20 protein-coding genes are annotated in these 23,503 nt (G+C 69.2%); 14 read left to right on the forward strand and 6 right to left on the reverse strand.

The window, feature by feature from the left end:
- Window positions 1–39: 39 nt before the first annotated feature.
- On the reverse strand, window positions 40–726 hold the full coding sequence (locus tag ACFVKT_RS24200) for a hypothetical protein (protein WP_385734760.1): 687 nt from the start codon (window positions 724–726) through the stop codon (window positions 40–42).
- Between the two features lie 265 nt (window positions 727–991).
- Here ACFVKT_RS24200 and ACFVKT_RS24205 point away from each other — a divergent pair, with 265 nt between their 5' ends.
- The 8 genes from ACFVKT_RS24205 to ACFVKT_RS24240 all read left to right on the forward strand — a co-directional run bounded on the left by ACFVKT_RS24205 (window position 992) and on the right by ACFVKT_RS24240 (window position 11,538).
- Window positions 992–2,149: a mandelate racemase/muconate lactonizing enzyme family protein gene (locus ACFVKT_RS24205; RefSeq protein WP_385734762.1), complete on the forward strand. Its 1,158-nt coding sequence runs from the start codon at window positions 992–994 to the stop codon at window positions 2,147–2,149.
- On the forward strand, window positions 2,146–3,183 hold the full coding sequence (locus ACFVKT_RS24210) for a zinc-binding dehydrogenase (RefSeq protein ID WP_385734764.1): 1,038 nt from the start codon (window positions 2,146–2,148) through the stop codon (window positions 3,181–3,183). Before ACFVKT_RS24205 ends, ACFVKT_RS24210 begins: the two co-directional genes overlap by 4 nt.
- Before the next feature lie 169 nt (window positions 3,184–3,352).
- Window positions 3,353–4,321: a hypothetical protein gene (locus ACFVKT_RS24215; protein ID WP_385734766.1), complete on the forward strand. Its 969-nt coding sequence runs from the start codon at window positions 3,353–3,355 to the stop codon at window positions 4,319–4,321.
- Window positions 4,322–4,462: 141 nt separating this feature from the next.
- Window positions 4,463–5,575, forward strand: a complete 1,113-nt coding sequence (chvE, locus tag ACFVKT_RS24220) for a multiple monosaccharide ABC transporter substrate-binding protein (RefSeq protein WP_385734768.1) — start codon at window positions 4,463–4,465, stop codon at window positions 5,573–5,575.
- Between the two features lie 79 nt (window positions 5,576–5,654).
- Window positions 5,655–7,205, forward strand: coding sequence for a multiple monosaccharide ABC transporter ATP-binding protein (gene mmsA / locus ACFVKT_RS24225; protein ID WP_385734770.1), 1,551 nt, complete (start codon window positions 5,655–5,657; stop codon window positions 7,203–7,205).
- Window positions 7,202–8,446, forward strand: coding sequence for a multiple monosaccharide ABC transporter permease (gene mmsB / locus ACFVKT_RS24230; protein ID WP_385734772.1), 1,245 nt, complete (start codon window positions 7,202–7,204; stop codon window positions 8,444–8,446). Before mmsA ends, mmsB begins: the two co-directional genes overlap by 4 nt.
- A 53-nt stretch (window positions 8,447–8,499) precedes the next feature.
- On the forward strand, window positions 8,500–9,648 hold the full coding sequence (locus ACFVKT_RS24235; protein WP_385734774.1) for an aldose epimerase family protein: 1,149 nt from the start codon (window positions 8,500–8,502) through the stop codon (window positions 9,646–9,648).
- 204 nt (window positions 9,649–9,852) lie between these two features.
- Window positions 9,853–11,538 (forward strand): pyridoxal phosphate-dependent aminotransferase, encoded by a 1,686-nt coding sequence (locus ACFVKT_RS24240; RefSeq protein ID WP_385734776.1) that lies wholly within the window; start codon window positions 9,853–9,855, stop codon window positions 11,536–11,538.
- 163 nt (window positions 11,539–11,701) lie between these two features.
- On the opposite strand, the gene ACFVKT_RS24245 is transcribed toward ACFVKT_RS24240, so the two are convergent.
- The gene (locus tag ACFVKT_RS24245; protein WP_385735038.1) at window positions 11,702–12,556 is read right to left on the reverse strand and encodes an RNA polymerase sigma factor SigF; all 855 of its coding nucleotides are present in this window, start codon (window positions 12,554–12,556) and stop codon (window positions 11,702–11,704) included.
- Window positions 12,557–12,800: 244 nt separating this feature from the next.
- On the opposite strand from ACFVKT_RS24245, the gene ACFVKT_RS24250 reads away from it, so the two are divergent.
- The 3 genes from ACFVKT_RS24250 (at window position 12,801) to ACFVKT_RS24260 (ending at window position 15,478) form a co-directional block, all read left to right on the forward strand.
- Complete coding sequence (locus ACFVKT_RS24250) at window positions 12,801–13,214, forward strand: ATP-binding protein (RefSeq protein ID WP_385734778.1); 414 nt, start codon at window positions 12,801–12,803, stop codon at window positions 13,212–13,214.
- Between the two features lie 50 nt (window positions 13,215–13,264).
- A complete protein-coding gene (locus ACFVKT_RS24255) occupies window positions 13,265–13,912 on the forward strand; it encodes a class I SAM-dependent methyltransferase (RefSeq protein WP_385734780.1) in 648 nt (215 codons plus the stop codon).
- A gap of 393 nt (window positions 13,913–14,305) precedes the next feature.
- Complete coding sequence (locus ACFVKT_RS24260) at window positions 14,306–15,478, forward strand: acyltransferase family protein (protein WP_385734782.1); 1,173 nt, start codon at window positions 14,306–14,308, stop codon at window positions 15,476–15,478.
- Window positions 15,479–15,485: 7 nt separating this feature from the next.
- Here the strand turns inward: ACFVKT_RS24260 and ACFVKT_RS24265 are convergent, their stop codons facing one another.
- Together ACFVKT_RS24265 and ACFVKT_RS24270 are read right to left on the reverse strand one after the other, a co-directional pair.
- On the reverse strand, window positions 15,486–15,962 hold the full coding sequence (locus ACFVKT_RS24265) for a hypothetical protein (RefSeq protein ID WP_385734784.1): 477 nt from the start codon (window positions 15,960–15,962) through the stop codon (window positions 15,486–15,488).
- Between the two features lie 76 nt (window positions 15,963–16,038).
- On the reverse strand, window positions 16,039–16,974 hold the full coding sequence (locus tag ACFVKT_RS24270; RefSeq protein ID WP_385734786.1) for an SDR family oxidoreductase: 936 nt from the start codon (window positions 16,972–16,974) through the stop codon (window positions 16,039–16,041).
- 113 nt (window positions 16,975–17,087) lie between these two features.
- Here ACFVKT_RS24270 and ACFVKT_RS24275 point away from each other — a divergent pair, with 113 nt between their 5' ends.
- From ACFVKT_RS24275 to ACFVKT_RS24285, 3 genes are all read left to right on the forward strand, one after another.
- Entirely contained in the window at window positions 17,088–17,654 is a 567-nt protein-coding gene (locus ACFVKT_RS24275) for a helix-turn-helix domain-containing protein (protein WP_385734788.1), read from the forward strand.
- Between the two features lie 327 nt (window positions 17,655–17,981).
- The gene (locus tag ACFVKT_RS24280; RefSeq protein WP_385734790.1) at window positions 17,982–18,557 is read left to right on the forward strand and encodes a hypothetical protein; all 576 of its coding nucleotides are present in this window, start codon (window positions 17,982–17,984) and stop codon (window positions 18,555–18,557) included.
- A 287-nt stretch (window positions 18,558–18,844) separates the two neighbouring features.
- Entirely contained in the window at window positions 18,845–21,799 is a 2,955-nt protein-coding gene (locus ACFVKT_RS24285) for a beta-galactosidase (protein WP_385734792.1), read from the forward strand.
- Window positions 21,800–21,817: 18 nt separating this feature from the next.
- Here ACFVKT_RS24285 and ACFVKT_RS24290 read toward each other — a convergent pair whose 3' ends face one another.
- Both ACFVKT_RS24290 and ACFVKT_RS24295 read right to left on the reverse strand, forming a co-directional pair.
- On the reverse strand, window positions 21,818–22,660 hold the full coding sequence (locus ACFVKT_RS24290; RefSeq protein WP_385734794.1) for an SMP-30/gluconolactonase/LRE family protein: 843 nt from the start codon (window positions 22,658–22,660) through the stop codon (window positions 21,818–21,820).
- A complete protein-coding gene (locus tag ACFVKT_RS24295) occupies window positions 22,657–23,430 on the reverse strand; it encodes an IclR family transcriptional regulator (RefSeq protein ID WP_385734796.1) in 774 nt (257 codons plus the stop codon). The genes ACFVKT_RS24290 and ACFVKT_RS24295 overlap by 4 nt, the downstream gene beginning before the upstream one ends.
- Window positions 23,431–23,503: the final 73 nt, after the last annotated feature.

Genomic DNA, 23,503 nt, shown 5'->3' on the forward strand with positions numbered 1-23,503 from the left:
GGCTGAAAGATCTCCGCCCCCGGACGGGCTGAAAACCCCTTAGGTGCACCACCACAAGAACTGGTCGCACGACTCCGAAGGCGAAGGGTCCGGGGTCGGGTCGGACGAGGTCGGGTCGGGGCTGGGGGGCTGGGAGGTTTCGGTGGGGATGGTGGACGTGGGGGCCGAGGTCTGGGGCGTTGTGATCGTTGAGGCCGACGCCTCTTCGTCGTCCTCGCCCTCGGCGGACTCCGAGGCGGATACGGACGCGGAAGGCGAGGGTGACTCGGAGGCGGACGGCGAGGCGTCGGCCGAGGCGTCGGTGGAGCCTGCCTGGTCCTCTAGAGGGAGGGCGGTCTCGGCCGGGGTGCTGGTGCCGCCCTCGGGCGACTCGTCGGCCGTCGCGGCCCGCGGGTTGGCTCCCGGCGCGTCCACACCGAGTTCGGCGAGGCTCAGACCGCCCGCGGCGAGGAACAGGCCGGCGCCGACTATCAGGGCCCCGCGGCGTCTTCGCCGGTGCGCGGCGGCCTTCCGGTCCCGTCGGCTGCCCCCACCCGGGCCCGAACCCTTACGCCGCCCACGGGGACGGGTGTCGTCGTCCTCGTGCCCGTCGTCGACATCGTCGTCCGCTTTCGGACGCGACTCGACGGCGTCCGCGTGTTCGCGGACCTTTTCGGCTGGTGTGCCGCACCCCGGGCATGCGAGGGCGCCATTGAGGTGCCTGTGGCACGGGAGGCAGTAGTCCATGACGCCGGAAGACTAAGTTCCCCATAGGTCACGTTCATAGTCGGAGCTGTGAATGTTGTGTGGTGAACCATCCCTTTCAATGTGCCGAGTTGGGGACGCCACCGAACATTCCCCGCCATCCTCAGGCATCCCGCGCGCATCACATCGAAACCGTTATGTGTTCGCCCCATTGACACCCCCCGGGCCGCCTCCTTACTGTCACGCCAGCATTTCGAACGAGTGACGAAATTTCGAACAGAGTCGAAGAGCTCAGGGGGCAACTGCCGTGCGCATCACGGGAATCAGCACACACGTGGTCGGGACGCCCTGGCGGAACCTGACGTACGTCCAGGTGCACACCGACGAAGGGCTCACCGGAGTCGGCGAGACCCGCATGCTGGGCCACACCGACGCGCTGATCGGCTATCTGCGGGAGGCGGAGGCCAACCACATTCTCGGTTCGGACCCCTTCGCTGTCGAGGATCTTGTCCGGCGGATGAAGTACGGCGACTACGGGCGGGCGGGCGAGATCGTGATGTCCGGTATCGCCGTCGTCGAGACGGCCTGCTGGGACATCAAGGGCAAGGCGCTCGGCGTGCCCGTCTGGCAGCTGCTCGGCGGCAAGGTCACCGACAAGGTAAAGGCGTACGCCAACGGTTGGTACACCACCGAGCGGACCCCGGAGGCCTACCACAAGGCCGCCCAGGAGGTCGTCGCGCGCGGATACCAGGCCCTCAAGATCGACCCCTTCGGCACCGGGCACTTCGAGCTCGACCACGAGGCCACCCTCTACTCCGTCTCACTGATCGAGGCGGTGCGCGACGCGATCGGCCCCGGGACCGAGCTGATGCTGGAGATGCACGGCCGCTTCTCGCCCTCGACCGCCGTCCGGCTGGCCCACGAACTCGCGCCCTTCAAGCCCGCCTGGCTGGAGGAGCCGGTGCCACCGGAGAACCTCAAGGCCCTGGAGAAGGTCGCCGGCAAGGTGGACATCCCGCTCGCCACCGGTGAACGCATCCACGACCGCGTCGAGTTCCGCGAGCTGTTCGAGAGCCAGGCCGTCGACATCATCCAGCCCGACGTCGGCCATATCGGGGGCGTCTGGGAGACCCGGAAGCTGGCCGCCACCGCGGAGGCGCACTACGTCCTGGTCGCGCCGCACAACGTGGGCGGTCCCGTCCTGACCGCCGCCTCCCTCCAAGTCGGCTTCACCTCACCGAACTTCAAGATCCTGGAGCACTTCAACGACTTCGCGGACGCGGAGATCAAGAAGGTCGTGAAGGGGGCCCCGGAGGTCGTCGACGGCTACTTCCACCTCTCCGACGCACCCGGTCTCGGTGTCGAGCTGGATGTCGACGCGGCGGGCGAATTCCCGCAGCAGCAGGCCCGGTTCGACCTGTGGGCGGACGGCTGGGAGCAGCGCAGGCCGAAGGGCGTCCGGTGAGTGCGGGGACGGCGGTCCTCGTCACCGCTCCGGGCGAGCACCGGCTGACCGGCCATGAGCCCAGGCGGCCGGATGCCGGCGAGGCGCTCGTGCGCGTGCACGCCGTCGGCATCTGCGGCAGCGACCGCGAGGTCTATCAGGGCAACCGGCCCGAGGGGTACGTCCGTTACCCCCTCACCCCCGGTCACGAGTGGTCCGGGACGGTGGAGGCGATCGGCGCCGGGGTGCCCGCGACGCTCCTCGGGCGGAAGGTCGTCGGCGAGGGCTTCCGCAACTGCCAGGTCTGCGACCGCTGTCACGCGGGCGAGACCACGCTGTGCACGGCGGGGTACGAGGAGACCGGCTTCACCCAGCCCGGCGCGATGGCCACCACCCTCACCCTGCCCGCCCGCCTGCTCCATGTCCTCCCGTACGACGCCGACTTGACGGCGGCGGCGCTGCTGGAGCCCGCCGCCTGCATCGCGGCAGCCGTACTCAAGGCCGGTGCGCTGCCAGGGGAGCGGGTCGCGGTCGTGGGCACGGGGACGCTCGGGATGTTCGCCGTGCAGTTCCTGAAGGCGGGCTCCCCGGCCGAGCTGCTCGTGGTCGGCTCCCGCCCCGACCGCGCGGAGCTGTCCAGGAAGTTCGGCGCCACCGATTTCCGCACGAGGAACTCGAAGAACGCACAGAACGCAGAGAACACCGAACTGCCCGCCGGCTTCGACGTGGTCGTCGAGACCGCGGGGTCCGCGTCCGCCGCGCGCACCGCCGCCTCCCTGCTCAGGCGCGGCGGACGCCTGGTCCTCACGGGCATTCCGGCGCCGGGCGCGGAGGGTCTCGACCCCACCGATCTCGTCGTACGGCAGCTTGAGGTGCACACCGTGTTCGGGGCGCCGCCGGATGCCTGGGCGCATACGGTGCGGGTGTTCGGCGCCGGGCTTCTCGACCCCCTGCCACTGGTCACGCACGAACTGCCGCTCGCCGAGTTCCCGGCCGCCATCGAGCTGGTGGGGTCCGGCGATCCGAAGGCCGGAAAGGTCCTGCTCCGCCCATGAACCAGGTCGATCCCATCCCATGAGCTGTCTCCTTCTCCTTCCCCTTCCGCTCCCCTGAGCAGGACGCCGGTGCGGGGTGTGACCACTCCGTGCCGGCGTACACCCCTCGACACGCACCGCGTCCGGAATATCGAACGCACCTCAGTCCAACGAACGCGAAGGACAGCTTGTGACCGACGCCCCGCCTCCGGCAGCCCGTCGACCCGGCGAGCAGGCGCTCGCCGCGCTCGGCCTGGGCGCGCCGCCCCTCTCCCCCGCCGACGCCTCGCCGCACAGCTTCCCGGGCGGCGGCCGCTGGCGTACCGAGGTCCCGTCCGTCGAGGGGCCCGAGGCCCTTGCCGTGGTCCTCAAGGAGTCCTCGCGGCTCGATGTGCCGATCCACCGGATCAGCCAGGGCAGCGGTGTCTGGATGCTGACCGACTCCGAGATCACCGAGATGGCCGAGGCGACCGCCGAACACGCCATCGAGCTCTGTCTGTTCACCGGGCCGCGCGGTACCTGGGACATCGGCGGCTCGGTGCGCTCCGACTCGCAGGGCGGCGGGCCCCGCGCCCGGGGCTACGACGGAGTCGCCGGATGCGTCGAAGACGCGCTCCGGGCAACGGAGTTGGGCGTCCAGTGCCTGCTCGTCGCCGACGAGGGTGTGCTGTGGACGCTGCACCGGGCGCGCGTCGCCGGGATCATCCCGGCCGACACGACCCTCAAGCTCTCGGCGCTGGTGGGCCCGGTCAACCCGGCCTCGTACGCCGTGTACGAGAACCTCGGCGCGGACTCCCTCAACGTGCCCAGCGATCTGACGCTCGCTCACCTCACCGAGATACGGCGGGTTTCCGCCGCCCCCATGGACATGTACATCGAGGCCCCCGACGACCTCGGCGGGTATGTGCGGATGTACGAGGTCGCCGAGCTGATCCGGCGCGGCGCACCGCTCTATCTGAAGTTCGGCCTCTCCAAGGCGCCCGGCATCTACCCCTACGGGCACCATCTGCGGGAGCTGACCCTGAGCACCGCCCGGGAACGGGTGCGACGCGGCCGGCTCGCTCTGGACCTGCTCGCGCGGCACGGAGCCGACGGTGACATGGCGCCGCTCGGTTCCCGACTACCGGGCGTGCTGCGGCGATTCGAAACGCCCTCATAATTCCACGCCAACCCCCTTCACAAAAGGCGACGCAGCCGCACACAATCCCACACACCTGTTCGTGGTCCCACCTCCCACTCCCCATCGGAAGCGTCCCCGCACCGCCAGACCGAACCGGCCCACACATCAAGGATGATGATCATGCGTAACCGCAGAGCCGCACTCGCCGCCATAGCCGGAGCCGCTTCCCTCGCCCTCACCCTCTCCGCCTGCGGGCAGAGCAGCGAGGGCGGCAGTGAGGACAAGGCGACCGATGCCGGTGACGCCACCATCGGCATCTCCATGCCCACCAAGTCCTCCGAGCGCTGGATCGCCGACGGCGCCAACGTCGTCAAGAACCTGGAGGCCAAGGGCTTCAAGACCAAGCTGGTATACGGCGAGGACGAGCCGGACCAGCAGGTCTCGCAGATCGAGAACATGATCACGCAGGGCGTGGACGCGCTGATCGTCGCCGCGATCGACAACAAGTCGCTCAACAACGTGCTCCAGCAGGCCAAGGACGCCGACATCCCGGTGATCTCCTACGACCGCCTGATCCTCGGCACCGAGAACGTCGACTACTACGCGTCGTTCGACAACGAGAAGGTCGGCGAACTCCAGGGCTCCTACATCGTCGAGCAGCTCGGCCTGAAGGACGGCGGCGAGAAGGGCCCCTTCAACCTCGAACTGTTCGCGGGCTCGAACGACGACAACAACACCCGGTACTTCTTCCAGGGCGCGATGACCGTCCTCCAGCCGTACATCGACTCGGGCAAGCTTGTCGTCAAGTCCGGCCAGACGGAGCTGACCCAGGTCACCACCCTGCGCTGGGACGGCGCCACCGCGCAGCGGCGCATGGACGACATCCTCACGGCCTCGTACAAGAGCGGCCGGGTCGACGCCGTGCTCTCGCCGTACGACGGCATCTCCATCGGCATCATCTCGGCGCTGAAGTCGGACGGTTACGGCAGTGCGAGCAAGCCGCTGCCGGTCGTCACCGGGCAGGACGCCGAGGTCGCCTCGGTGAAGTCGATCATCGCGGGCGAGCAGTCGATGACCGTCTACAAGGACACCCGTGAACTCGCCAAGGTGGCCTCGAACATGGTCGACGCGGTTCTCAACGACAAGAAGCCCGAGACCAACGACACCAAGACGTACGACAACGGCTCGAAGGTCGTGCCCGCGTACCTGCTGGTGCCGGTGAGCGTGGACAAGGCCAACTACCAGAAGGTCGTCGTCGACTCCGGCTACATCAAGGAGAGCGACCTCAAGTAGGCGGCTTCAAGTAGGCGGCTTCAAGTAGCGGCAGCGAGCTCAGGCAACCGCCGCACTCTAGGGATTGGAAGGCACGACCATGGCGGGACCCGTCCTGGAAATGCGCTCGATCGTCAAGACCTTTCCCGGCGTCAAGGCGCTGTCGGACGTCACACTGACCGTCCGTCAGGGCGAGGTCCACGCCATCTGCGGGGAGAACGGCGCCGGCAAGTCGACCTTGATGAAAGTCCTCTCCGGCGTCCATCCGCACGGGAGTTACGAGGGAGACGTCCTCTTCGAGGGCGAGATCTGCTCCTTCAGGGACATCAGGGCCAGCGAGCAGCACGGCATCGTGATCATCCATCAGGAGCTGGCCCTGGTGCCGTACCTCTCCATCGCGGAGAACATCTTCCTCGGCAACGAACACGCCACGCGCGGGCTCATCAACTGGAACGAGACCCTGCGACACGCCTCCGAACTGCTGCGCCGGGTCGGTCTGGGCGACCACCCGGAGACCCGCGTCACCGACATCGGCGTGGGCAAGCAGCAGCTCGTGGAGATCGCCAAGGCGCTGTCGAAGAAGGTGAAACTGCTCATCCTGGATGAGCCGACCGCCGCGCTGAACGACGAGGACAGCGGCAAACTCCTCGATCTCATCCTGGAGTTGAAGAAGCAGGGCATCACCTCGATCATCATCTCCCACAAGCTCAACGAGATCCGCAGGGTCGCCGACTCGGTGACGATCCTGCGCGACGGAAAGTCCATCGAGACCCTCGACGTGAAGGCGCCCGAGACCACCGAGGACCGGATCATCAGCGGCATGGTCGGCCGCGACCTCGACCACCGTTTCCCCGAACGCACCCCGTACGAGGGGGAGTTGGGCGCCGCCCCGGCCCTGGAGATCCGCAACTGGACCGTGCACCACCCGATCGACCAGCAGCGCAAGGTGGTCGACGACGTGTCGATCAGCGTCAGGCGCGGCGAGATCGTCGGCATCGCGGGCCTGATGGGCGCCGGCCGCACCGAGCTCGCGATGAGCGTCTTCGGGCGCTCCTACGGCCGGTACGCGGGCGGCACGGTCCTCCGGGACGGCAAGGAGATCCGGACGAAGTCCGTGCCCGAGGCGGTCGGACACGGGATCGCCTATGTCACCGAGGACCGCAAGCACTACGGCCTCAACCTCATCGACACCATCAACCGCAACATCTCGCTCAGTGCCCTGGGCAAGGTCTCCCGGCACGGCGTCGTCGACGAGCACGAGGAGCGGCAGGTCTCCGAGGGCTTCCGCAAGTCCATGAACATCAAGGCGCCGACCGTCTTCGAGCCGGTGGGCAAGCTGTCGGGCGGCAACCAGCAGAAGGTCGTCCTCAGCAAGTGGATCTTCGCGGGCCCGGAGGTGCTGCTCCTGGACGAGCCGACCCGGGGCATCGACGTGGGCGCCAAGTTCGAGATCTACACGGTCATCGACAAGCTGGCCGCCGAGGGCAAGGCGGTCGTCTTCATCTCCTCCGAGCTGCCGGAGCTGCTGGGGATGTGCGACCGCGTCTACACGATGGCCGCGGGGCGGCTGACCGGTGAGTTCTCTCGGGCGGAGGCCTCGCAGGAAACGCTGATGCGTCAGATGACAAAGGACAAAGAGGTAACGCGATGAGCACGGATCTGACCGCCAAGACGCCGGCCCCCGCGCCGCCCGGAAAGAGCGGATCGGCGGCGGGCGGCGGCCTGCTCCAGCTGGTGCTGGCCGGTCTGCGCCGCAACATGCGCCAGTACGGCATGCTGATCGCCCTCGGTCTGATCGTGGCGCTGTTCGCGGTGTGGACCGACGGCGACCTGCTGCTGCCGCGCAACGTCTCCAACCTGGTCCTGCAGAACAGCTACATCCTGATCCTCGCGATCGGCATGATGCTGGTGATCATCGCGGGCCATATCGACCTGTCCGTCGGCTCGTTGACCGCGTTCGTGGGCGCGTTCGCGGCCGTACTGACCGTGCAGCACGATGTGCCGTGGCCGGTCGCCGTGGTGCTCTGCCTGATGATGGGCGCGCTGGCGGGCGCGGTGCAGGGCTTCTTCATCGCGTACGGCGGCATACCGTCGTTCATCGTCACCCTCGCCGGCATGCTGATCTTCCGCGGTCTGACGGAGATCCTGCTGGAGGGCCAGACCCTCGGCCCCTTCCCGAACGGGCTGCAGGACCTCGGCAACGGCTTCCTGCCGGAGACCGGTCCGGACACCAACTACCACAACATCACCCTGCTGTTGGGCCTCGCCCTGATCGTCTTCGCCGTCCTCCAGGAGGTCCGCGACCGCAAGCGCCAGCAGGAGTTCTCGCTCGACGTGGTGCCCAGGAACCTCTTCCTGCTCAAGCTCGTCGCCATCAGCGCCGCGATCCTCGTCGTCACCATGCTGCTCGCCAGCTACAAGGGCGCGCCGATCATCCTGCTGGTCCTCGGCGTGCTGGTGGTCGGCTACGGCTACGTCATGCGCAACGCCGTCTTCGGCCGCCACATCTACGCGATCGGCGGCAACCTTCCGGCGGCGAAGCTGTCCGGCGTCCGGGACAAGAAGGTCACCTTCCTGGTCTTCCTGAACATGGGCGCGCTCGCGGCCCTGGCGGGTATGGCGATCGCCGCCCGCCTCAACGCGGCCTCACCGAAGGCGGGCCTGAACTACGAACTGGAGGCGATCGCCTCGGCGTTCATCGGTGGCGCGTCCATGAGCGGCGGCGTCGGAACCGTCCTCGGCGCGATCATCGGCGGTCTCGTCCTCGGTGTGCTGAACAACGGCATGAACCTCCTCAGCGTCGGCTCCGACTGGCAACAGGTCATCAAGGGCCTGGCCCTGCTGGCGGCGGTCGGCTTCGACGTGTGGAACAAGCGCAAGGTCGGTTCGTAAGTCAGCCGGGTCCCGCCGGAAGGCGTGGCCCCTCCATTTGCAGGAGCCGCAAAATGGAACTGAACAGACGTACGGTCATCGCAGGAGCCGCAGCAGCAGGAGTAGCCGCCACCGCCCTCGGCGGCACCGCACACGCCACCGGAAGTCGGACCCCCGTCAAGTCGCTCTTCGGCAAGCTCGCCGACGGCACCAAGGTCTACCGCTGGTCCCTGGCCAACGGCGGAACGAAGCTCAAGGTCCTGTCGTACGGCGGGATCGTCCAGTCCCTGGAGATCCCCGACCGGCACGGCACATACCGGAACGTGTCGCTGGGCTTCGACAACATCGAGGACTACGTCACCTCCAGCCCGTACTTCGGCGCACTGATCGGACGGTACGGAAACCGCATAGCCAAGGGGCAGTTCACCCTCGACGGCAAGAGCTACCAGCTCTCCGTCAACGACGGCGTGAACAGCCTGCACGGCGGCGCCAAGGGCTTCGACAAGCGGGTGTGGGAAGTCGAGCCCTTCACCAAGGGCTCCGACGTGGGCCTGTACCTGCACTACACGAGCGTCGACGGCGAGCAGGGCTACCCCGGCACGCTCAAGGTCAAGGTCACGTACACGCTGACCAGGCACGGCGACTGGCGCATCGACTACGAGGCCACCACCGACAGGGCGACCGTCGTCAACCTCACGAGCCACGTCTACTGGAACCTGGCGGGCGAGGGCAGCGGCTCGGTCTACGACCACGAACTGAAGATCGCCGCCGCCCGCTACACACCGGTCGACTCGGGCCTGATCCCCACCGGCGAGCTGGCGAAGGTCGCGGGCACCCCCTTCGACTTCCGGCGTACGAAGACGGTCGGCGAGGACATTCGGGTCGCGCACCAGCAACTGCTGTACGGGAAGGGCCTCGACCACAACTGGGCTCTGGACAAGGGGATCACGGCGAAGCCCGAGCACGCGGCGACCCTGCGGGACCCGTCCTCCGGCCGCACCCTGAAGATCGCCACCACCGAACCGGGCCTGCAGTTCTACTCCGGCAACTTCCTGGACGGCACGCTGGTAGGCACCGGCGGGCACATCTACCGGCAGGGCGACGCACTGTGCCTGGAGACCCAGCACTTCCCGGACTCCCCCAACCACGCGTCGTTCCCCTCGACCGTGCTGCGACCTGGGCAGACGTACCGTACGAGCACAGTGCACACGTTCGGCGCCTGAGGTCCCTGTGGAGCCTCTGAGGGTTCCCTGAGGGCTTCCGGGTTCCTTCGGTTGCCTGTGATCATTAACTCTCACCAAATTCACACGAGTTGAACAGCGCCCCCTCTGTATCCGTACCTTTGGGTGGCCCGCGCTCCCCCGCGCGGGCCACCCACAGACGGAGGGCCCGTCCTCCCCACCGGGCCCGCCCCCTACGGAGGTTCCATGGCCGACAACGTCACCTCGCTGTTCCGCAGCACGGCGGCGCACAGCCCCTCAATGGCAGCGCTCACCCGTGAGGGCGGCGAAGGGGCCGGTCCGGTCGACTTCTGTATCCCGTGCAACCCCTACTTCCCGACGCCCGCCATGTTCGACGATCTGGCGAGCCGGCTGCGCGAGATCATCACGTACTACCCGAGCAGCGCCGACACCATCACGGCCGAACTCTGCAACCTGCTCCAACTCCCGCCGCAGTGCGTCGCGATGGGCAACGGGTCGACCGAACTCATCACCTGGATCGACCACTTGCTGGTCCGGGAGTCCCTCGCGATACCCGTGCCCACCTTCGGCCGCTGGACGGACCAGCCGATGGAGACCGGCAAGCGCGTCGACATGTTCCCGCTGCAGGAGTCCAGCGGGTTCGCCCTCGACCTCGCCAAGTACGCCGAGTTCATCCGCGCCCGCGGCACCAGGGTCGCCGTCATCTGCAACCCGAACAACCCCGACGGCGGCTTCATACCCCGTCAGGCGCTCGTCCAGTTCATGGACGCGATGGCGGACCTGGACCTCATCATCATCGACGAGTCGTTCCTGGAGTTCGCCGACGCGGAGCACGAGCCGAGTGTCGTCGAGGACGCCGTGATGCGGCCCAACGTCATCGTGCTGCGCAGCCTGGGCAAGAACTTCGGCCTGCACGGCATCCGCTTCGGCTACCTCGTCGCCAACCCGGCACTCGCCGGCAAGGTCCGCTCGATGCTGCCCAAGTGGAATCTCAACTCCTTCGCGGAGACCGTGGTGTTCATGCTCAAGAACCACGGCCAGGAGTACATGCAGAGCCTGCACATGGTCCGCCGCGACCGCCTCGACATGGCCCAGCAGCTCTCCCATCTGCCCGGTCTGACGATCTATCCGTCACAGGGCAACTTCCTCTTCGTACGCCTCCCCGTGGGCGCCGAAGGCACCGTGGTCCGGGACCGGCTGCTCACCGAACACCGCATCCTGGTCCGCGAGTGCGGCAACAAGATCGGTTCGTCGAGCCGCTTCCTGCGACTCGTGGTGCGCCCCCAGGTGGACGTGCGTCGCCTGGTGTCCGGCCTGGAAGGCGTGCTCTACGGGACCAGCAGGAGGGGAGCCGCCGTACCCGAGATGGTCAACGGGACCAACTACAGCTCGGGTACGGCGGCGGTGGACAGACTCGTCGGCGCCACGAACGGAGCGGGCATGCCGGGGCTGGCGGCGCAGGCCGCGGCAATGCCGAGTATCGCGGGGACGCAGAATTTCGCGGGCGCACAGAATTTCGCGGGCCCGCAGACCGGCGGCTGGCCGGCACCTGCCCCCGCCCCCGCGCAGGTCCCCGGAGCCATGCCGGGGCTGGCGCCGGCCGCGGCGCCTGCCGCCGTGATGCCGCCGCCGGCGGCCCCGATGCCCGGGTACGCCCCGGTCCCGGCCGCCGGACTGCCCGCCTACACCCAGACCGGCATGCCCGGCATGGCGGCGGCCATGCAGGCGCCCCAGCCCGGTGTGATGGCCCCCGCGCAGGCCCCCCAGCCCGTCATGGCTCCGGTGCCGGGCGCCCACCCCAGCGGGCTGACGGCCGCGCAGGTCCGCGGCCGTACACAGCCAGAACCTCCCCCACAACCTCAGGCCATGGGCTGGCCTGCCGCGGGAGCCGTCTACAACCAGGCGGTTTAGCCGGACGGGAGCCGCGAAGGAGGCTGTGCCCCTCCCCGACTCCCGTCACGCACCTGCCATTTCACGCCGCACGCCGCACGCTGAACCTGCCGTACGCAGAACCGTCGTACACAAGCCGTCGTACACAAGCCGTGGTACGCAGAAGCGTCGTACACGACCGGGGTCAGCGGGTGGTGAGCATTCCTTCCCGCAGACGCGCCAGGGTGCGCGTCAGGAGGCGGGAGACATGCATCTGGGACACGCCGAGGCGCTCGCCGATCTGCGACTGGGTGAGCTCGTCGACGAAGCGCATCTGAAGGATGTGGCGGTCACGGTCGTCGAGTTCGGCGATGAGCGGGGCGAGGGCGTGGAAGTCCTCCACCAGCTCCATCGCGGGGTCCTCCTCGCCGATGAAGCTGGCGAGCGCGGTCTCGCCCTCGTCTCCGTCGCCGTGGATGGCGGCGTCGAGGGAGGTGGAGTTGTAGCCGTTGGAGGCCATCCGGGCTTCTATGACCTCGTCCTCGGTGAGGTCCATCAGAGCGGACAGTTCACCGACCTTGGGGGCGCGCCCGAGCCGGGTGCTCAGTTCCTCGGTGGCCTTGGCGAGTTCGACGCGGGCCTCCTGAAGGCGGCGCGGAACGTGCACGGCCCAGGAAGTGTCACGGAAGAACCGCTTGATCTCACCGACTATGTACGGCACGGCGAACGTGGCGAACTGGGTCTCCCGGGTGAGCTCGAAGCGGTCGATGGCCTTGATGAGGCCGATCATGCCGACCTGGACGATGTCCTCCATGTCGTCACCGCGGTGACGGAACCGGCCCGCCGCGTAGCGGACCAGCGACATGTTCATCTCGATGAGGGTGTTGCGCGCGTACTGGTACTCGGGTGTTCCCTCTTCCAGTACGGCGAGTTGAGCGAAGAACCGCGTCGACAGGTCGCGCGCGTCCTTGGGCGCGATCGTCTGCGGGTCGACGATCTCCGGCAGCCCTGCGAACCCGGTGTCCGTGTGTGTCCGGACTGCCGTCGTCGTGGTCGCCATCGTCGTCATCGTTGCCCTCCCTGGTCCGTCGGCCCTCTGCCATCCCCCGACAGAAGCGTGTCCGCCGTCTACCCGCGCATCGCGACCTCACTCCTCTCGGCACGTACCAATGTGTGAAGTCCTCCCCGTGACCGGGCCTGTGTGACGGAAGGCGGCTCAAGGTCCGCCCGGGAATGCGTTACAGCCCGCGCATCAGGGGCAGGCGTTCATCCGGAACAAAGGCCACCCCGTACGAGGAGGGCTTATGCGCACGCGACACCCGCGAGTGGACGGCCGCCCATTGACCCACGCGATCTTCGACGCCCGGCCCGAGGCCATCGCGGACGCGCGGGACCTCGCGCACGCCTTTATGAACAGCCTCGCGCCGGCGGTGGACGCCCTGACCGCGTCGAGCGTCGCCCTCGTGGTGTCCGAACTCGTCACCAACGCCGTACGGCACGCGCAGGGCACGTCCTGCTCACTGCGGCTGTGGGCGCGCCCCGGCGCCATCACCGTCGCCGTCACCGACGCGGACCCACGGCCGCCGCGGGAGCGCGCTCCCGACCTCACCGGCGGAACCGGCGGTTTCGGCTGGCCGATGGTCCAGAACCTGGCCAGCTCGGTCACCGTGAACACGGGTCCCATGGGCAAGACCATCCGGGCGGAGCTTCCCCGATAATCCCCGGGGCCGGCGGGCGGGGCGCAAGGCCACGAACTACCGTCGCGGGCATGGTCGAACACGATGCCTTCAGTGCCACCCGCGAGGGGTACGACGCTGCCGCTCCCACCTATGCGGAGCTGTTCCGCGACACGCTGCGGGACAGGCCCCTGGACCGCGCGATCCTGAGTGCCTTCGCCGAACTCGTGCGCGCGAGTGGGAACGGTCAGGTCGCGGACCTGGGTTGTGGACCGGGGCACATCACCGCCCATCTCGACGAGTTGGGGTTGGCGGCGTTCGGTGTCGACGCCTCTCCCGCGATGATCGAGCTGGCTCGGCAGGCCTGTCCGGGCCTGCGATTCGACGTGGGCTCGATGGCCGCGCTGAACATCGCCGACGGCGCGCTGGGCGGCGTACTCTCACGCTGGTCCGTCATCCACACCCCGCCGCCCGAACTCCCCATCATCCTCGCGGAGTTTCACCGCGTGCTGGCCCCCGGCGGCCACCTCCTGCTCGGCTTCTCGGCAAGCGAGGACCCGTCCCACCCGACGCAGCTCTTCGACCACACCGTCGCCCCGGCCTACCGCTGGTGGCCCGACCACCTCGCCACACTGCTCCGCGAGCACGGCCTGTCCGAGGTGGCCCGACTGACCCGCGAACCCGAGCCCACCGACAGGCGGCAGTTCCGAGAGATCCAACTACTCGCCCGCAAGGCATAGGCAGGCGTTCTTCTTCGACTCCGTTGCGGCGTGTCCTCCGGTGGGCCGGTCGGCGCGCCCCGGTGTCGTCCCATGCCGTACCCGTTCGGGTGGGTGTACTCCCTGCACCCGTGGGCAGCCGAGCGGGATGAGATATCTCTCCCGGGGCGGATCGTCCCTGGTCAGGGCGGTCTGGCGTAGGGCGGGGGCGGTGGCTGCCCAGGCGCCTCCCAGGCTGTGCGGGTACGGTCCGAGCCGGGCGGCGCGGGACCCCTGTGAGAGCCGGTGTGCGATCCCGTTGGGCTGCCGTTCACGCGCCGGTGCGGGTGAGCCGGATCCGCTGTGCGTCGCACCGGCAGGTATCGATCATTCGGACGATGGCTCCCGCACGGGCCGGACAGGCGGAATGAACAGGTGATACAGGCCGGAAGCGTCGCCGCCGAGCACCGGCAGCAGCACCAGCCCCTCGAACAGGACACGCTCCCGCCGACGCGGGGGAAGCCGCCGTCCGCTGCCGGGGGCGCGCCGCGCAGGCCACGGCTGTACGTGATCGACGGACTGCGGCTGATGGCCGCGCTGATGGTGGCACTGCACCACTACATCGGCACATACCGGGCCAACCAGCCCGGCAACCTCATCTGGGACCGTCCGGTCTCGGAGATCTTCCCCAGCCTCTTCCCGGCCGCCACCTACGGCTGGATCGGCGTGGAGTTCTTCTTCGTCATCAGCGGCTTCGTCATCTGCATGTCGAGCTGGGGCCGGCGGGCCAGGGACTTCTTCGTCTCGCGTGTCATCCGCCTCTACCCGGCGTACTGGTTCGCGGTGCTGTTCACCACCGCGGTGCTCACGCTGTGGCCGGCGGAGTTCACCGCCATCCCCTCCGTGAAGGTCATCCTCAACCTCTCCATGCTCCAGCAGGGCGAGGGAGCGCCGGCGGTGGACGGCGTGTACTGGACGCTCTGGTCCGAACTGCGCTTCTACGTCATCTTCATGCTGGTGGTGGCGACCGGACTGACGTACCGCAAGGTCGTGATGTTCTGCTGCGTCTGGGGCGCGCTCGCGGCCGTCGCGCACAACTCCGGGATTCCGCTGCTGGTGACGGTCGCCAACCCCGAAGCCGCGTGGTTCTTCATCGCCGGCCTCGCCCTGTACCTCATGCACCGCTTCGGCCAGGACCTGCTGCTGTGGGGCATCCTGGGCCTGGCCTGGGTGATGTCCCAGAACCAGCTACCGGCCCGGATCAGCGTGGAAAAGGTGTCGAGCTGGTCCGGCTCACTGATCCTCTACACGCTCTTCCTGCTCCTCATGGTGGGCATCGCGCTCGGCCTCACCGACCGGATCCAGTGGAAGTGGCTGACCACCGCGGGATCACTCACCTATCCCTTCTACCTCCTGCACTACGGCATCGGCACCACGCTGATCTACCACCTGCACGACCACATCGACGCCCGTCTGCTGGTCCCCGCGGTCGTCGTCGCGATGCTCGCGCTGAGCTGGCTCGTCCACCGCTTCGTCGAAGTACCGCTGGCCCGGAAACTCAAGCAGGGCCTGACCAGCGCGTTCAGCAGGCTGGACGCCAAGCACTGAACCGGGCCTAACGGGCCGGGATCCAGTCCTCGTTGTGCCGATGGCGGCCGAGGCCCACGGCCTCGAATTCGTCCTCGGCTCCACCGGCCCTCGCGCCAAGTCGGCGAAGGGCCTGGGCGATCGGGCTGCCGGCAGCAGGGAACGGCAGGCCCTCCGAGACGTGCAGCGGCCCGAGCACCACGGCCCCGTCGGTCCAGACGACGGCGCGCTGTTCGCCGACGCCACCGAAGTACTCGGCCTCCGCATAGGCCACCGGCCCCGCGGCGGACCACCGTGCGAGCAGTCCGTCGAAGCCGCCCGGCAGCCGCCAGAAACCCAGCGGCCCGACCGCCCCGCCGTCCGTGCCGGCTTCGAAGAGGTCGTCTGTCATCGGCAGCAGCGACAGGCCCTGCCCAAGAGGTACGACTGTGGCGTCGGCGAGGTCCTGCGACGCAGCTCGCAGCAGCTCTTCTCCGGCGATCACTGCCTGCAGTTCATAACCCACTTGTGGCCTCCCGCCCCGATCGGAGACCTCATCCTGCCTCACCGGCCCGGGAAGAACCGCATGCCCTCCCTCGCCCTCAGTCCGAGGCCGGGTGGAAGTAGTGGCCCTTGTCGAGGTCCTTCAGAAGCCCGGGCTGGGCCGGCTGCCACCCGAGCAACTCCCGGGTCAGCGCGCTCGATACCGGACTGTCGACCCCCAAGGGGCCGGCCAGCCAGCCGAAGTGCTCTCCCGCGTCCTCGGGAGCGATGGAAGCCACGGGGATGTCGAGATGGCGTCCGATCACTTCGGCGACGTCACGGATCGGCACACCTTCCTCGGCGACGGCGTGCAGCGTCGAGCCCGCCGGTGCCTTGTCCAGCGCGAGGGCGATGAGGTGCGCGGAATCGAGCCGGTGCGCGGCGGGCCAGCGGTTGGACCCGTCGCCGATGTAACCGGAGACGCCCTTGCCGCGGGCGATGCCGACCAGGGCCTTCATGAAGCCGTTGTCTCCTTCCCCGTGATTGGTCGGAGCGAGCCGCACGACGGAGGAGCGGACTCCGCGTGACGCGAGGGAGAGCGTCAGCTCGGCGGTGGCCAGCCGGGCCCGCGGGCCCTCGCTCCAAGCAGAACCGTCCGCGGCGGCACCATGCCCGTCCTCTTCGGTCCCCACCCGCCCGGAGGTGAGCCCGAGGGTCCCGGAGGCGATGAGCAGCGGCCGGCCGGAACCCGCGAGCACCTCGCCGAACGTCTCGACGGCACGGCGATCCGCCTCGGCGGCGCTCCCGAAGCCGCCCGAGAAGGCGATGTCGTGCTTGAAGGCGAGGTGGATCACACCGTCCGACGCGGCGGCTGCCTCGCGCAGAGCGTCGAGGTCGTCGAGCGTGCCGCGGTACACCTCCACTCCGGCCGCGGTGAGGGCGGCGGCTGCCGCGTCGGAGCGGGCGAGCCCGGTGACCTGATGGCCGGCGCCGATGAGTTCGGGGACGACGGCGGATCCGATCCAGCCGGACGCACCTGTCATGAATACGCGCATGAGAGACCTCCTGAGTTATTTCGGCGGCTCGCCCTGCGACGAGGCTCCGATGTCAGCGACTGTCATCAACTTACACCTGATGCCAGTCACTGTCATCACATAGAATCCACGGCATGGGTCGATGGGAGCCGAACGCGCGCGGCAGGCTGGCGCAAGCCGCACTGGAGCTCTACAGCGAGCGCGGATACGAACAGACCACCGTGACCGAGATCGCCAGGCGGGCGGGGCTCACGGAGCGGACCTTCTTCCGGCACTACGCCGACAAGCGCGAGGTCCTGTTCGAGGGCGCGAGCTCGCTGGAGGAGCTCCTCGTGGGCGCCCTCAGCGCCGCACCCGAGTCCGCGGCCCCGATCGACGCGGTGGCCGCCGCCCTCGACGCCGCCGCGGCCGTCTTCGAGGAGCGCCTCGAACACTCACGGAAGCGCCAGACGGTCATCGCCGCGAACGCGGAGCTGCGAGAGCGCGAGCTGATCAAGCTCGCGTCGCTGTCCGCGGCACTCGCCGACGCGCTGCGTCAGCGCGGCGTCGCGGACCCGGCCGCGAGCCTGGCCGCCGAGGCGGGGATCGCCGTCTTCAAGATCGCGTTCGACCGCTGGGTCGACGCGGCCAACCAGCGACAGCTCGCACGGATCATGCGGGAGTCGCTGGACGAGCTCAAGGCCGTGACCGCGGGCAAATAGCCGTCGACTCCAGACGCTTCGCAGACGGAACCCGGTCGTCCGTCGGAGGCTCTCACTCCCCCGGCTACCGCAGAGGGACCGGTCCGGCTCATCCCCCATCGCGTACGGCCCTCCGCTCGCAGGCACATTCGCGGCTACGCCCCCGGTCGCCGGACCATTCGCGGAAAGCGCCTGTGACCTGCGACTTCCCTGAACCGTCGACCGCCCGCCGAGCTCTGTGACCGTCTCGTCGCACACGCTGCCGCAACCGCCGTACGCGGACCTGTGTCCCTCTGCACGCCGGCCGCCCACGGGGTCGCGGCCGACGATTTCCAGGGGGAGAACACCATGCGCAGCATCACTCGAATCACCACTCGCGACATCACTCACCACACCACTCGCGGCGTCACGGACAACGCGTCCAAGGCCGGCTCCGGCCGCCGCGTCACCGCACTCGGACTCGCGGTCCTGTTCGCGGCGGCGGCCGTGGCCACCACCGGATGCGGCGGGAACTCGGACACGGCGGACCGTACGACCGCCGCCAAGCCGGCCGCTCCGAAGGCCGACGGGCTCGGCGCGGTGGAGGGCAAGGCGTACGGATACAAGCCGTACGTCTGGGCCACCCGCGCGCCGAGCACGATCGGCGTCTACGGCCTCGTCCTGCGCGGCCAGAGCTTCACCGTGGGCGGCCAGGTGAAGATGGCCCTCTTCAAGGACGGTGGGGTGCCGGGCGTTCCGAGCTGGTACAAGACCACCACCGCACGCTCCGTCTCCGGGCGCCACGGCGGGGGCTTCGACTTCACGACCGGTCTGCTGGACTGCACCGCCTACGGCTACGCGAAGAACTCGACGCTGATGGCCCTCGACGTGGCCACCAACACCTGGTCCAGCAAGGCCCGCGTCTCCACGGGCTGCGGCAACTGAACAACGGCGGTCAGGGGTTCCCCCGGGCCGCCGGCCACCGCCACGCCGGAGACCGCGAGGATTCCGTCCAGGGACTTGTACGGAACGACCTGCACGGTGGCGATGGTGTCCGCCTTCACCGGTGGGCCCTCGCCCCGCCGGGCGGCCGGCTCCAGGAGCGCCCGGCCGGCTCCAGGAGCGCCCGTACCGCCTAATCCGCCCGCGCCGAGATCCTCATACCACCATTTGGGACGAATTGCTGTGGACAATGGCCGCACCCGAGCCGCCGCTGTCCAGGGGAGAACCTCATGGTGTTGAGCAGACGTACCTTCGGCGCACTCGCCACGACCACCGCCCTCGGCTTCTCCCTGAGCGGCAGTGGGAGCGGCGAGGCGTACGCCGTCGACACCGCGCCCACGGGACCCGCGCCCGCACCGCCGGGCGCCGACGGCGACCGGCACACCGTCGGCTTCGACGAGTACTCGATGCTGATCGACGGCAGGCGCGTCGTCCTGTGGTCCGGCGAGGTCCACCCCTTCCGGCTCCCGAGCCCGTCCCTGTGGCGGGATGTCCTGCAGAAGCTGCGCGCCCATGGCTACAACGCGATCAGCATCTACGTGTCCTGGAACTACCACTCACCCGCGCCCGGGAAGTACGACTTCACCGGTGTCCGCGACCTCGACCTCTTCCTGCGCATGGCCGCCGAGTCCGGTCTGTACGTGATCCTGCGACCGGGCCCGTACATCAACGCCGAGGTCGACGCGGGCGGTTTCCCCGGCTGGCTGACCGCCACCGAGGGCGTGGCGAGGACCTCGGACCCGACCTATCTGAAGCACGTCGACGAGTGGCTGACCGCCGTCGACCGGATCGTCGCCCGGCACCTCTACACGGCCGGCGGCGGCACGGTCGTCCTCTACCAGCTCGAGAACGAGTACGCGGACCACGTCAACAGCCCGCTCGGCCGTGACTACATGGCCCACCTGTACGCCAAGGTCCGCGCCGACGGCATCGACGTGCCGCTGTTCCACAACGACAAGGGCAGGAACGGCTATTGGGCCCCGGGTACCTTCGACACGGGCGGGGAGAGCGGGCGTTGGCTGTACGGCTTCGACGGGTATCCCTCACCCTTCAAACCCCCGCCGGACTGGGGCTACTTCGGGGTCGGCGGTGCGAAGGGGGGCTCGACGGCGAGTCCTCGGACCCCGGGGTTCGTGCCCGAGTTCGGGGGCGGCTGGTTCGATCCGTGGGGCGGGGTCGAGTTCGCCGGCAAGGGGTACGCGGAGTCGGCCAGGACGCGTGACGCGGCGTACGAACGGCGTTTCTATCTCACCAACCTCGCCAACGGCATCAAGGTCCACAACGTCTACATGACCTTCGGCGGCACCTCCTGGGGCTGGCTGCCGGCGCCGATCGTCTACACGTCGTACGACTACGGTGCCGCCCTCGACGAGGCCCGCCGGCCGACTCCCAAGCTGGTCCCGATGCACCAGATCGGGCAGTTGCTGCACTCCGTGCCCGACCTCGCCAAGCTGGACCGGGCCGAGCCGGTGACCGGCACGGACCCGCAGGTCAAGGTGTATCCGCTGGTCAACCCGGACACCGGCGCGCGCTTCTACGTCGTACGCAACGACACCGCGGCGGAGGTGACGACGCCGCTCCCCTTCTCGGAGCTTCCGCTCACCGTGCCCGGCCTCGACGCCCGGCTCCTGGCCACCGGAATCGCCCTCGGGCGGCGGAAGCTGGCCTACTCCACCGCGCAGCCGATGCTGTGGCTCTCGGCCGGTCGGCAGGACATCGCCGTGCTCACCGGACGCGGGGGAGAGACGACCGAGACCGCGCTGGAGTGCGCGAGTGAGCCGACGGTGACCGTGCTTGAGGGGGCCGCGGTATGTGCGTACGAGAGCGGTGTGCTTCGGGTCTCGGCTCAACTCGGCGGACTCACTCGGGTGTTGGTGGAGGGCGGCGGTACCCCGGCGCCGCTGCTGCTGCTTCTCGCGGACGACGAGACCTCCGGACGGCTGTGGCGGTACGACACCCCGTCGGGCCCCGTACTGGTGCGCGGCCCCGCGCTGCTGCGCACCGCCGTCCTGCGCGGCTCGGCCGTCCAGCTCACCGGCGACACCGTGGAGGCTTCCGATCTGGAGGTGTGGGGACCGCGCGGGGTGAGCGAAGTCATCTGGAACCAGGGCGGGTTGAGGGCGCAGGCCACGGCCTCCGGGAGTCTGCTGGCCGAGCGACGGCTGCCCGGCGTGCCGGAGGTCCGGCTCCCCGTGCTGGCCGGCTGGCGGCAGGCCGAGGAGAACCCGGAGTCCGCCGCGGACTTCGACGACTCGGGGTGGACGGTCGCGGACAGGACGTCCTCGTACAGCAGCACCCCCGTACCGGCCGGGCAGCCCGTGCTGTTCGCCGACGACTACGGCTTCCACTACGGAGACGTCTGGTACCGGGGGCACTTCGAGGGTGCGGCGGAGTCCGTGTCCCTGGCCTTCACCACGGGCACGCAGGGGGTGCTGATGGCCTGGCTGGACGGGCAGCCGCTGGGGACACACCGGATGCCGGTGCCGGACAAGAAGACGGTCAGGCAGGGGACTTGGGAGGGCACAGCGGTCTTTCCCCTCCCCTCCGACGAGGGGCCGCACGTCCTCTCCGTCCTCGTCCGTCGGATGCAGCACGACCAGGACGCGAAGGCGGACGACACCCACAAGGCGGCCCGCGGGCTGACCGCCGTGACCTTCGACGGGGCTTCCCCCGCTGTCACTTGGCGGATCCAGGGCGCTGCGGCCGCCGACCCGGTACGCGGGCCGCTCAACCACGGCGGGCTGTACGGGGAACGCGCGGGCTGGCATCTGCCCGGGTTCGCGGACGGCGGCTGGCAGGCGGCCGGCTTCCCTCGGGCAGAGCGGCGGCAGGGTGTCGTCTGGTACCGCACCGGGTTCCGGCTCTCCGTCGACCCCGGCGTCGACGCCTCGATCGGGCTCACGCTCACCGACGACCCGGCCCGCGCCTACCGCGTCCAGATCTTCCTGAACGGCTGGAACATGGGCCAGTACATCAACGACGTAGGCCCCCAGCACACCTTCGTCCTGCCGAACGGGGTGCTGCGCACACGTGGCGAGAACACACTGGCCCTCGCCGTCCTGTCCGACGGGACGACACCCTCAGGACCGGGCGAGGTGGAACTGACCCTGCTGGGCAGTGCGGCCGGAGGAGTACCGGTGACGGTGGTGGACTCTCCCGGGCGCGCGTCCGCCCTCCAGCCGTAGCCGAGCGGCCGGTCGTCGCTAACCGGCGAACGCGGGCTGCGGTAGGCCCTTGCCGGCGCCGGGTACCACCAGTACCGAGCCCGACATCGGATGCGGCGCCGCAAGGCCCGTACGCGCTGTGGTGATGTACAGGTCGGTGAGGTCGGCGCCGCCGAACGCGCAGGCGGTGGGGCGGAGTACGGGCAGCCCGATCACGCGGTCGAGGTGCCCGGCCGGGGTGTAGCGGTGGACGGCGGCGCCGTCCCAGACGGCCACCCAGACGCAGCCGTCGGCGTCGACGGTGAGTCCGTCGGGGAAGCCCTCGCCCACCGCCGCCAACTGCCGCCTGTCAACCGGCAGTTGGTTCTCGCCGAGGTCGAAGACGTCGATGCTTCGGGTCGGCGAGTCGATGTAGTACATCAGCCGGCCGTCGGGGCTCCAGCCGATGCCGTTGCTGACGGCGACGGAGTCCAGGACGGTCCGCGCGGTGCCGTCGGGGGCGAGCCGGGACAGGGTGCCGCCGCCCGCTGCCTCGTCGTAGCGCATGGTGCCGAACCACAGGGCGCCGTCGGGTGCGACCCCCGCGTCGTTGCCACGGCGGCCCGGGACGAGCTCCCGGTGCAGCCAGCGGAAGCCGTCGATGCCGTCGTAAATCCCCACGCCGTCACGGAGGTTGACCACCAGGCCGCCGCCCTCGCGCGGCTTCGCGGCGCCCACGTGCTGCTCGGTGACCATGACCGTGCGACGGCCGGTGCCGGGGTCGTAGGTGTGGATCCGTGAACCGAGGATGTCGACCCAGATCAGCCGCTGCTCCCGGGAGTCCCAGGTGGGCCCCTCCCCCAGGGTCGCGTGCTCGTGGACGGCGACCTCGACCGCCGTCATCCCACGCTCCGGTGGCCGAGCCGCTCGGACAGCTCGGCGGCGCCCTTCGCGGCGAGCTGCTCCAGTTCGGCGCGGCGCTCGTCGCTCCAGCGGATCATCGGTACGGAGATGGAGAGGGCGGCGACGACCTGGCCCGTGCGGTCGCGCACCGGGGCGGCGACGCAGCTCACGTCCGGGTTGGACTCGCGGCTCTCCACGGCGATGCCCCGGCCGCGGATCTCGGCGAGGGCCTCGCGCAGGGCGGCCGGCTCGGTGATGCTGTTGGGCGTCATCGCGACCAGCTCGGCGTCGTCCGGCAGGCGGGAGGTCAGCTCCTGATCGGGGAGCGAGGCGAGCAGCATCTTGCCGACGGAGGTGCAGTGGGCGGGCAGCCGGCGGCCCGCCGCGGACACCATGCGCACGGCGTGCGTGGAGTCCACCTTCGCGATGTAGATGACGTCGGTGCCCTCAAGGATGGCGACGTGCACCGTCTCGTCACAGGTCTCGGCGACCGAGCGGGCGACCTGCTGGCCCTCGGCGGCGAGGTCGAGCTGCTCGGCGTACCGGCTGCCCAGCTGATACGGCCGCACACCGAGCCGGTAACGTCCTGGCTGGCTGGGCACCTGGACGATGTACGAGCGGGCGGCGAGTGTGGTGACCAGCTCGTGCACGGTCGTGCGCGGAAGCTGGAGCCTGCGCACGATGTCGGGGGCGGAGAGCGTGCCGTCCCCGTCGAGGAAGAGCTCGAGTATGTCCAGAGCTCGGGTCACGGCAGGTACAAGACGTCCCACAACCGGCCCCCTCCTTGCGTTCGAAATGTCAACAGCCGATCGGCATGGCGAACACAGGTTACTCATAGTGGTC

This window comes from Streptomyces sp. NPDC127595, assembly GCF_042671685.1.
Classification (GTDB): domain Bacteria; phylum Actinomycetota; class Actinomycetes; order Streptomycetales; family Streptomycetaceae; genus Streptomyces.

Coding starts and splice junctions, on each gene's coding strand:
- ACFVKT_RS24235 (WP_385734774.1), top strand. CDS start 8,500: ATGGAACTGAACAGACGTACGGTCATCGCAGGAGCCGCAGCAGCAGGA.
- mmsB (WP_385734772.1), top strand. CDS start 7,202: ATGAGCACGGATCTGACCGCCAAGACGCCGGCCCCCGCGCCGCCCGGA.
- ACFVKT_RS24250 (WP_385734778.1), top strand. CDS start 12,801: ATGCGCACGCGACACCCGCGAGTGGACGGCCGCCCATTGACCCACGCG.
- ACFVKT_RS24280 (WP_385734790.1), top strand. CDS start 17,982: ATGCGCAGCATCACTCGAATCACCACTCGCGACATCACTCACCACACC.
- mmsA (WP_385734770.1), top strand. CDS start 5,655: ATGGCGGGACCCGTCCTGGAAATGCGCTCGATCGTCAAGACCTTTCCC.
- ACFVKT_RS24240 (WP_385734776.1), top strand. CDS start 9,853: ATGGCCGACAACGTCACCTCGCTGTTCCGCAGCACGGCGGCGCACAGC.
- ACFVKT_RS24290 (WP_385734794.1), bottom strand. CDS start 22,660: ATGACGGCGGTCGAGGTCGCCGTCCACGAGCACGCGACCCTGGGGGAG.
- ACFVKT_RS24255 (WP_385734780.1), top strand. CDS start 13,265: ATGGTCGAACACGATGCCTTCAGTGCCACCCGCGAGGGGTACGACGCT.
- ACFVKT_RS24275 (WP_385734788.1), top strand. CDS start 17,088: ATGGGTCGATGGGAGCCGAACGCGCGCGGCAGGCTGGCGCAAGCCGCA.
- ACFVKT_RS24285 (WP_385734792.1), top strand. CDS start 18,845: ATGGTGTTGAGCAGACGTACCTTCGGCGCACTCGCCACGACCACCGCC.
- ACFVKT_RS24200 (WP_385734760.1), bottom strand. CDS start 726: ATGGACTACTGCCTCCCGTGCCACAGGCACCTCAATGGCGCCCTCGCA.
- chvE (WP_385734768.1), top strand. CDS start 4,463: ATGCGTAACCGCAGAGCCGCACTCGCCGCCATAGCCGGAGCCGCTTCC.
- ACFVKT_RS24270 (WP_385734786.1), bottom strand. CDS start 16,974: ATGCGCGTATTCATGACAGGTGCGTCCGGCTGGATCGGATCCGCCGTC.
- ACFVKT_RS24245 (WP_385735038.1), bottom strand. CDS start 12,556: ATGGCGACCACGACGACGGCAGTCCGGACACACACGGACACCGGGTTC.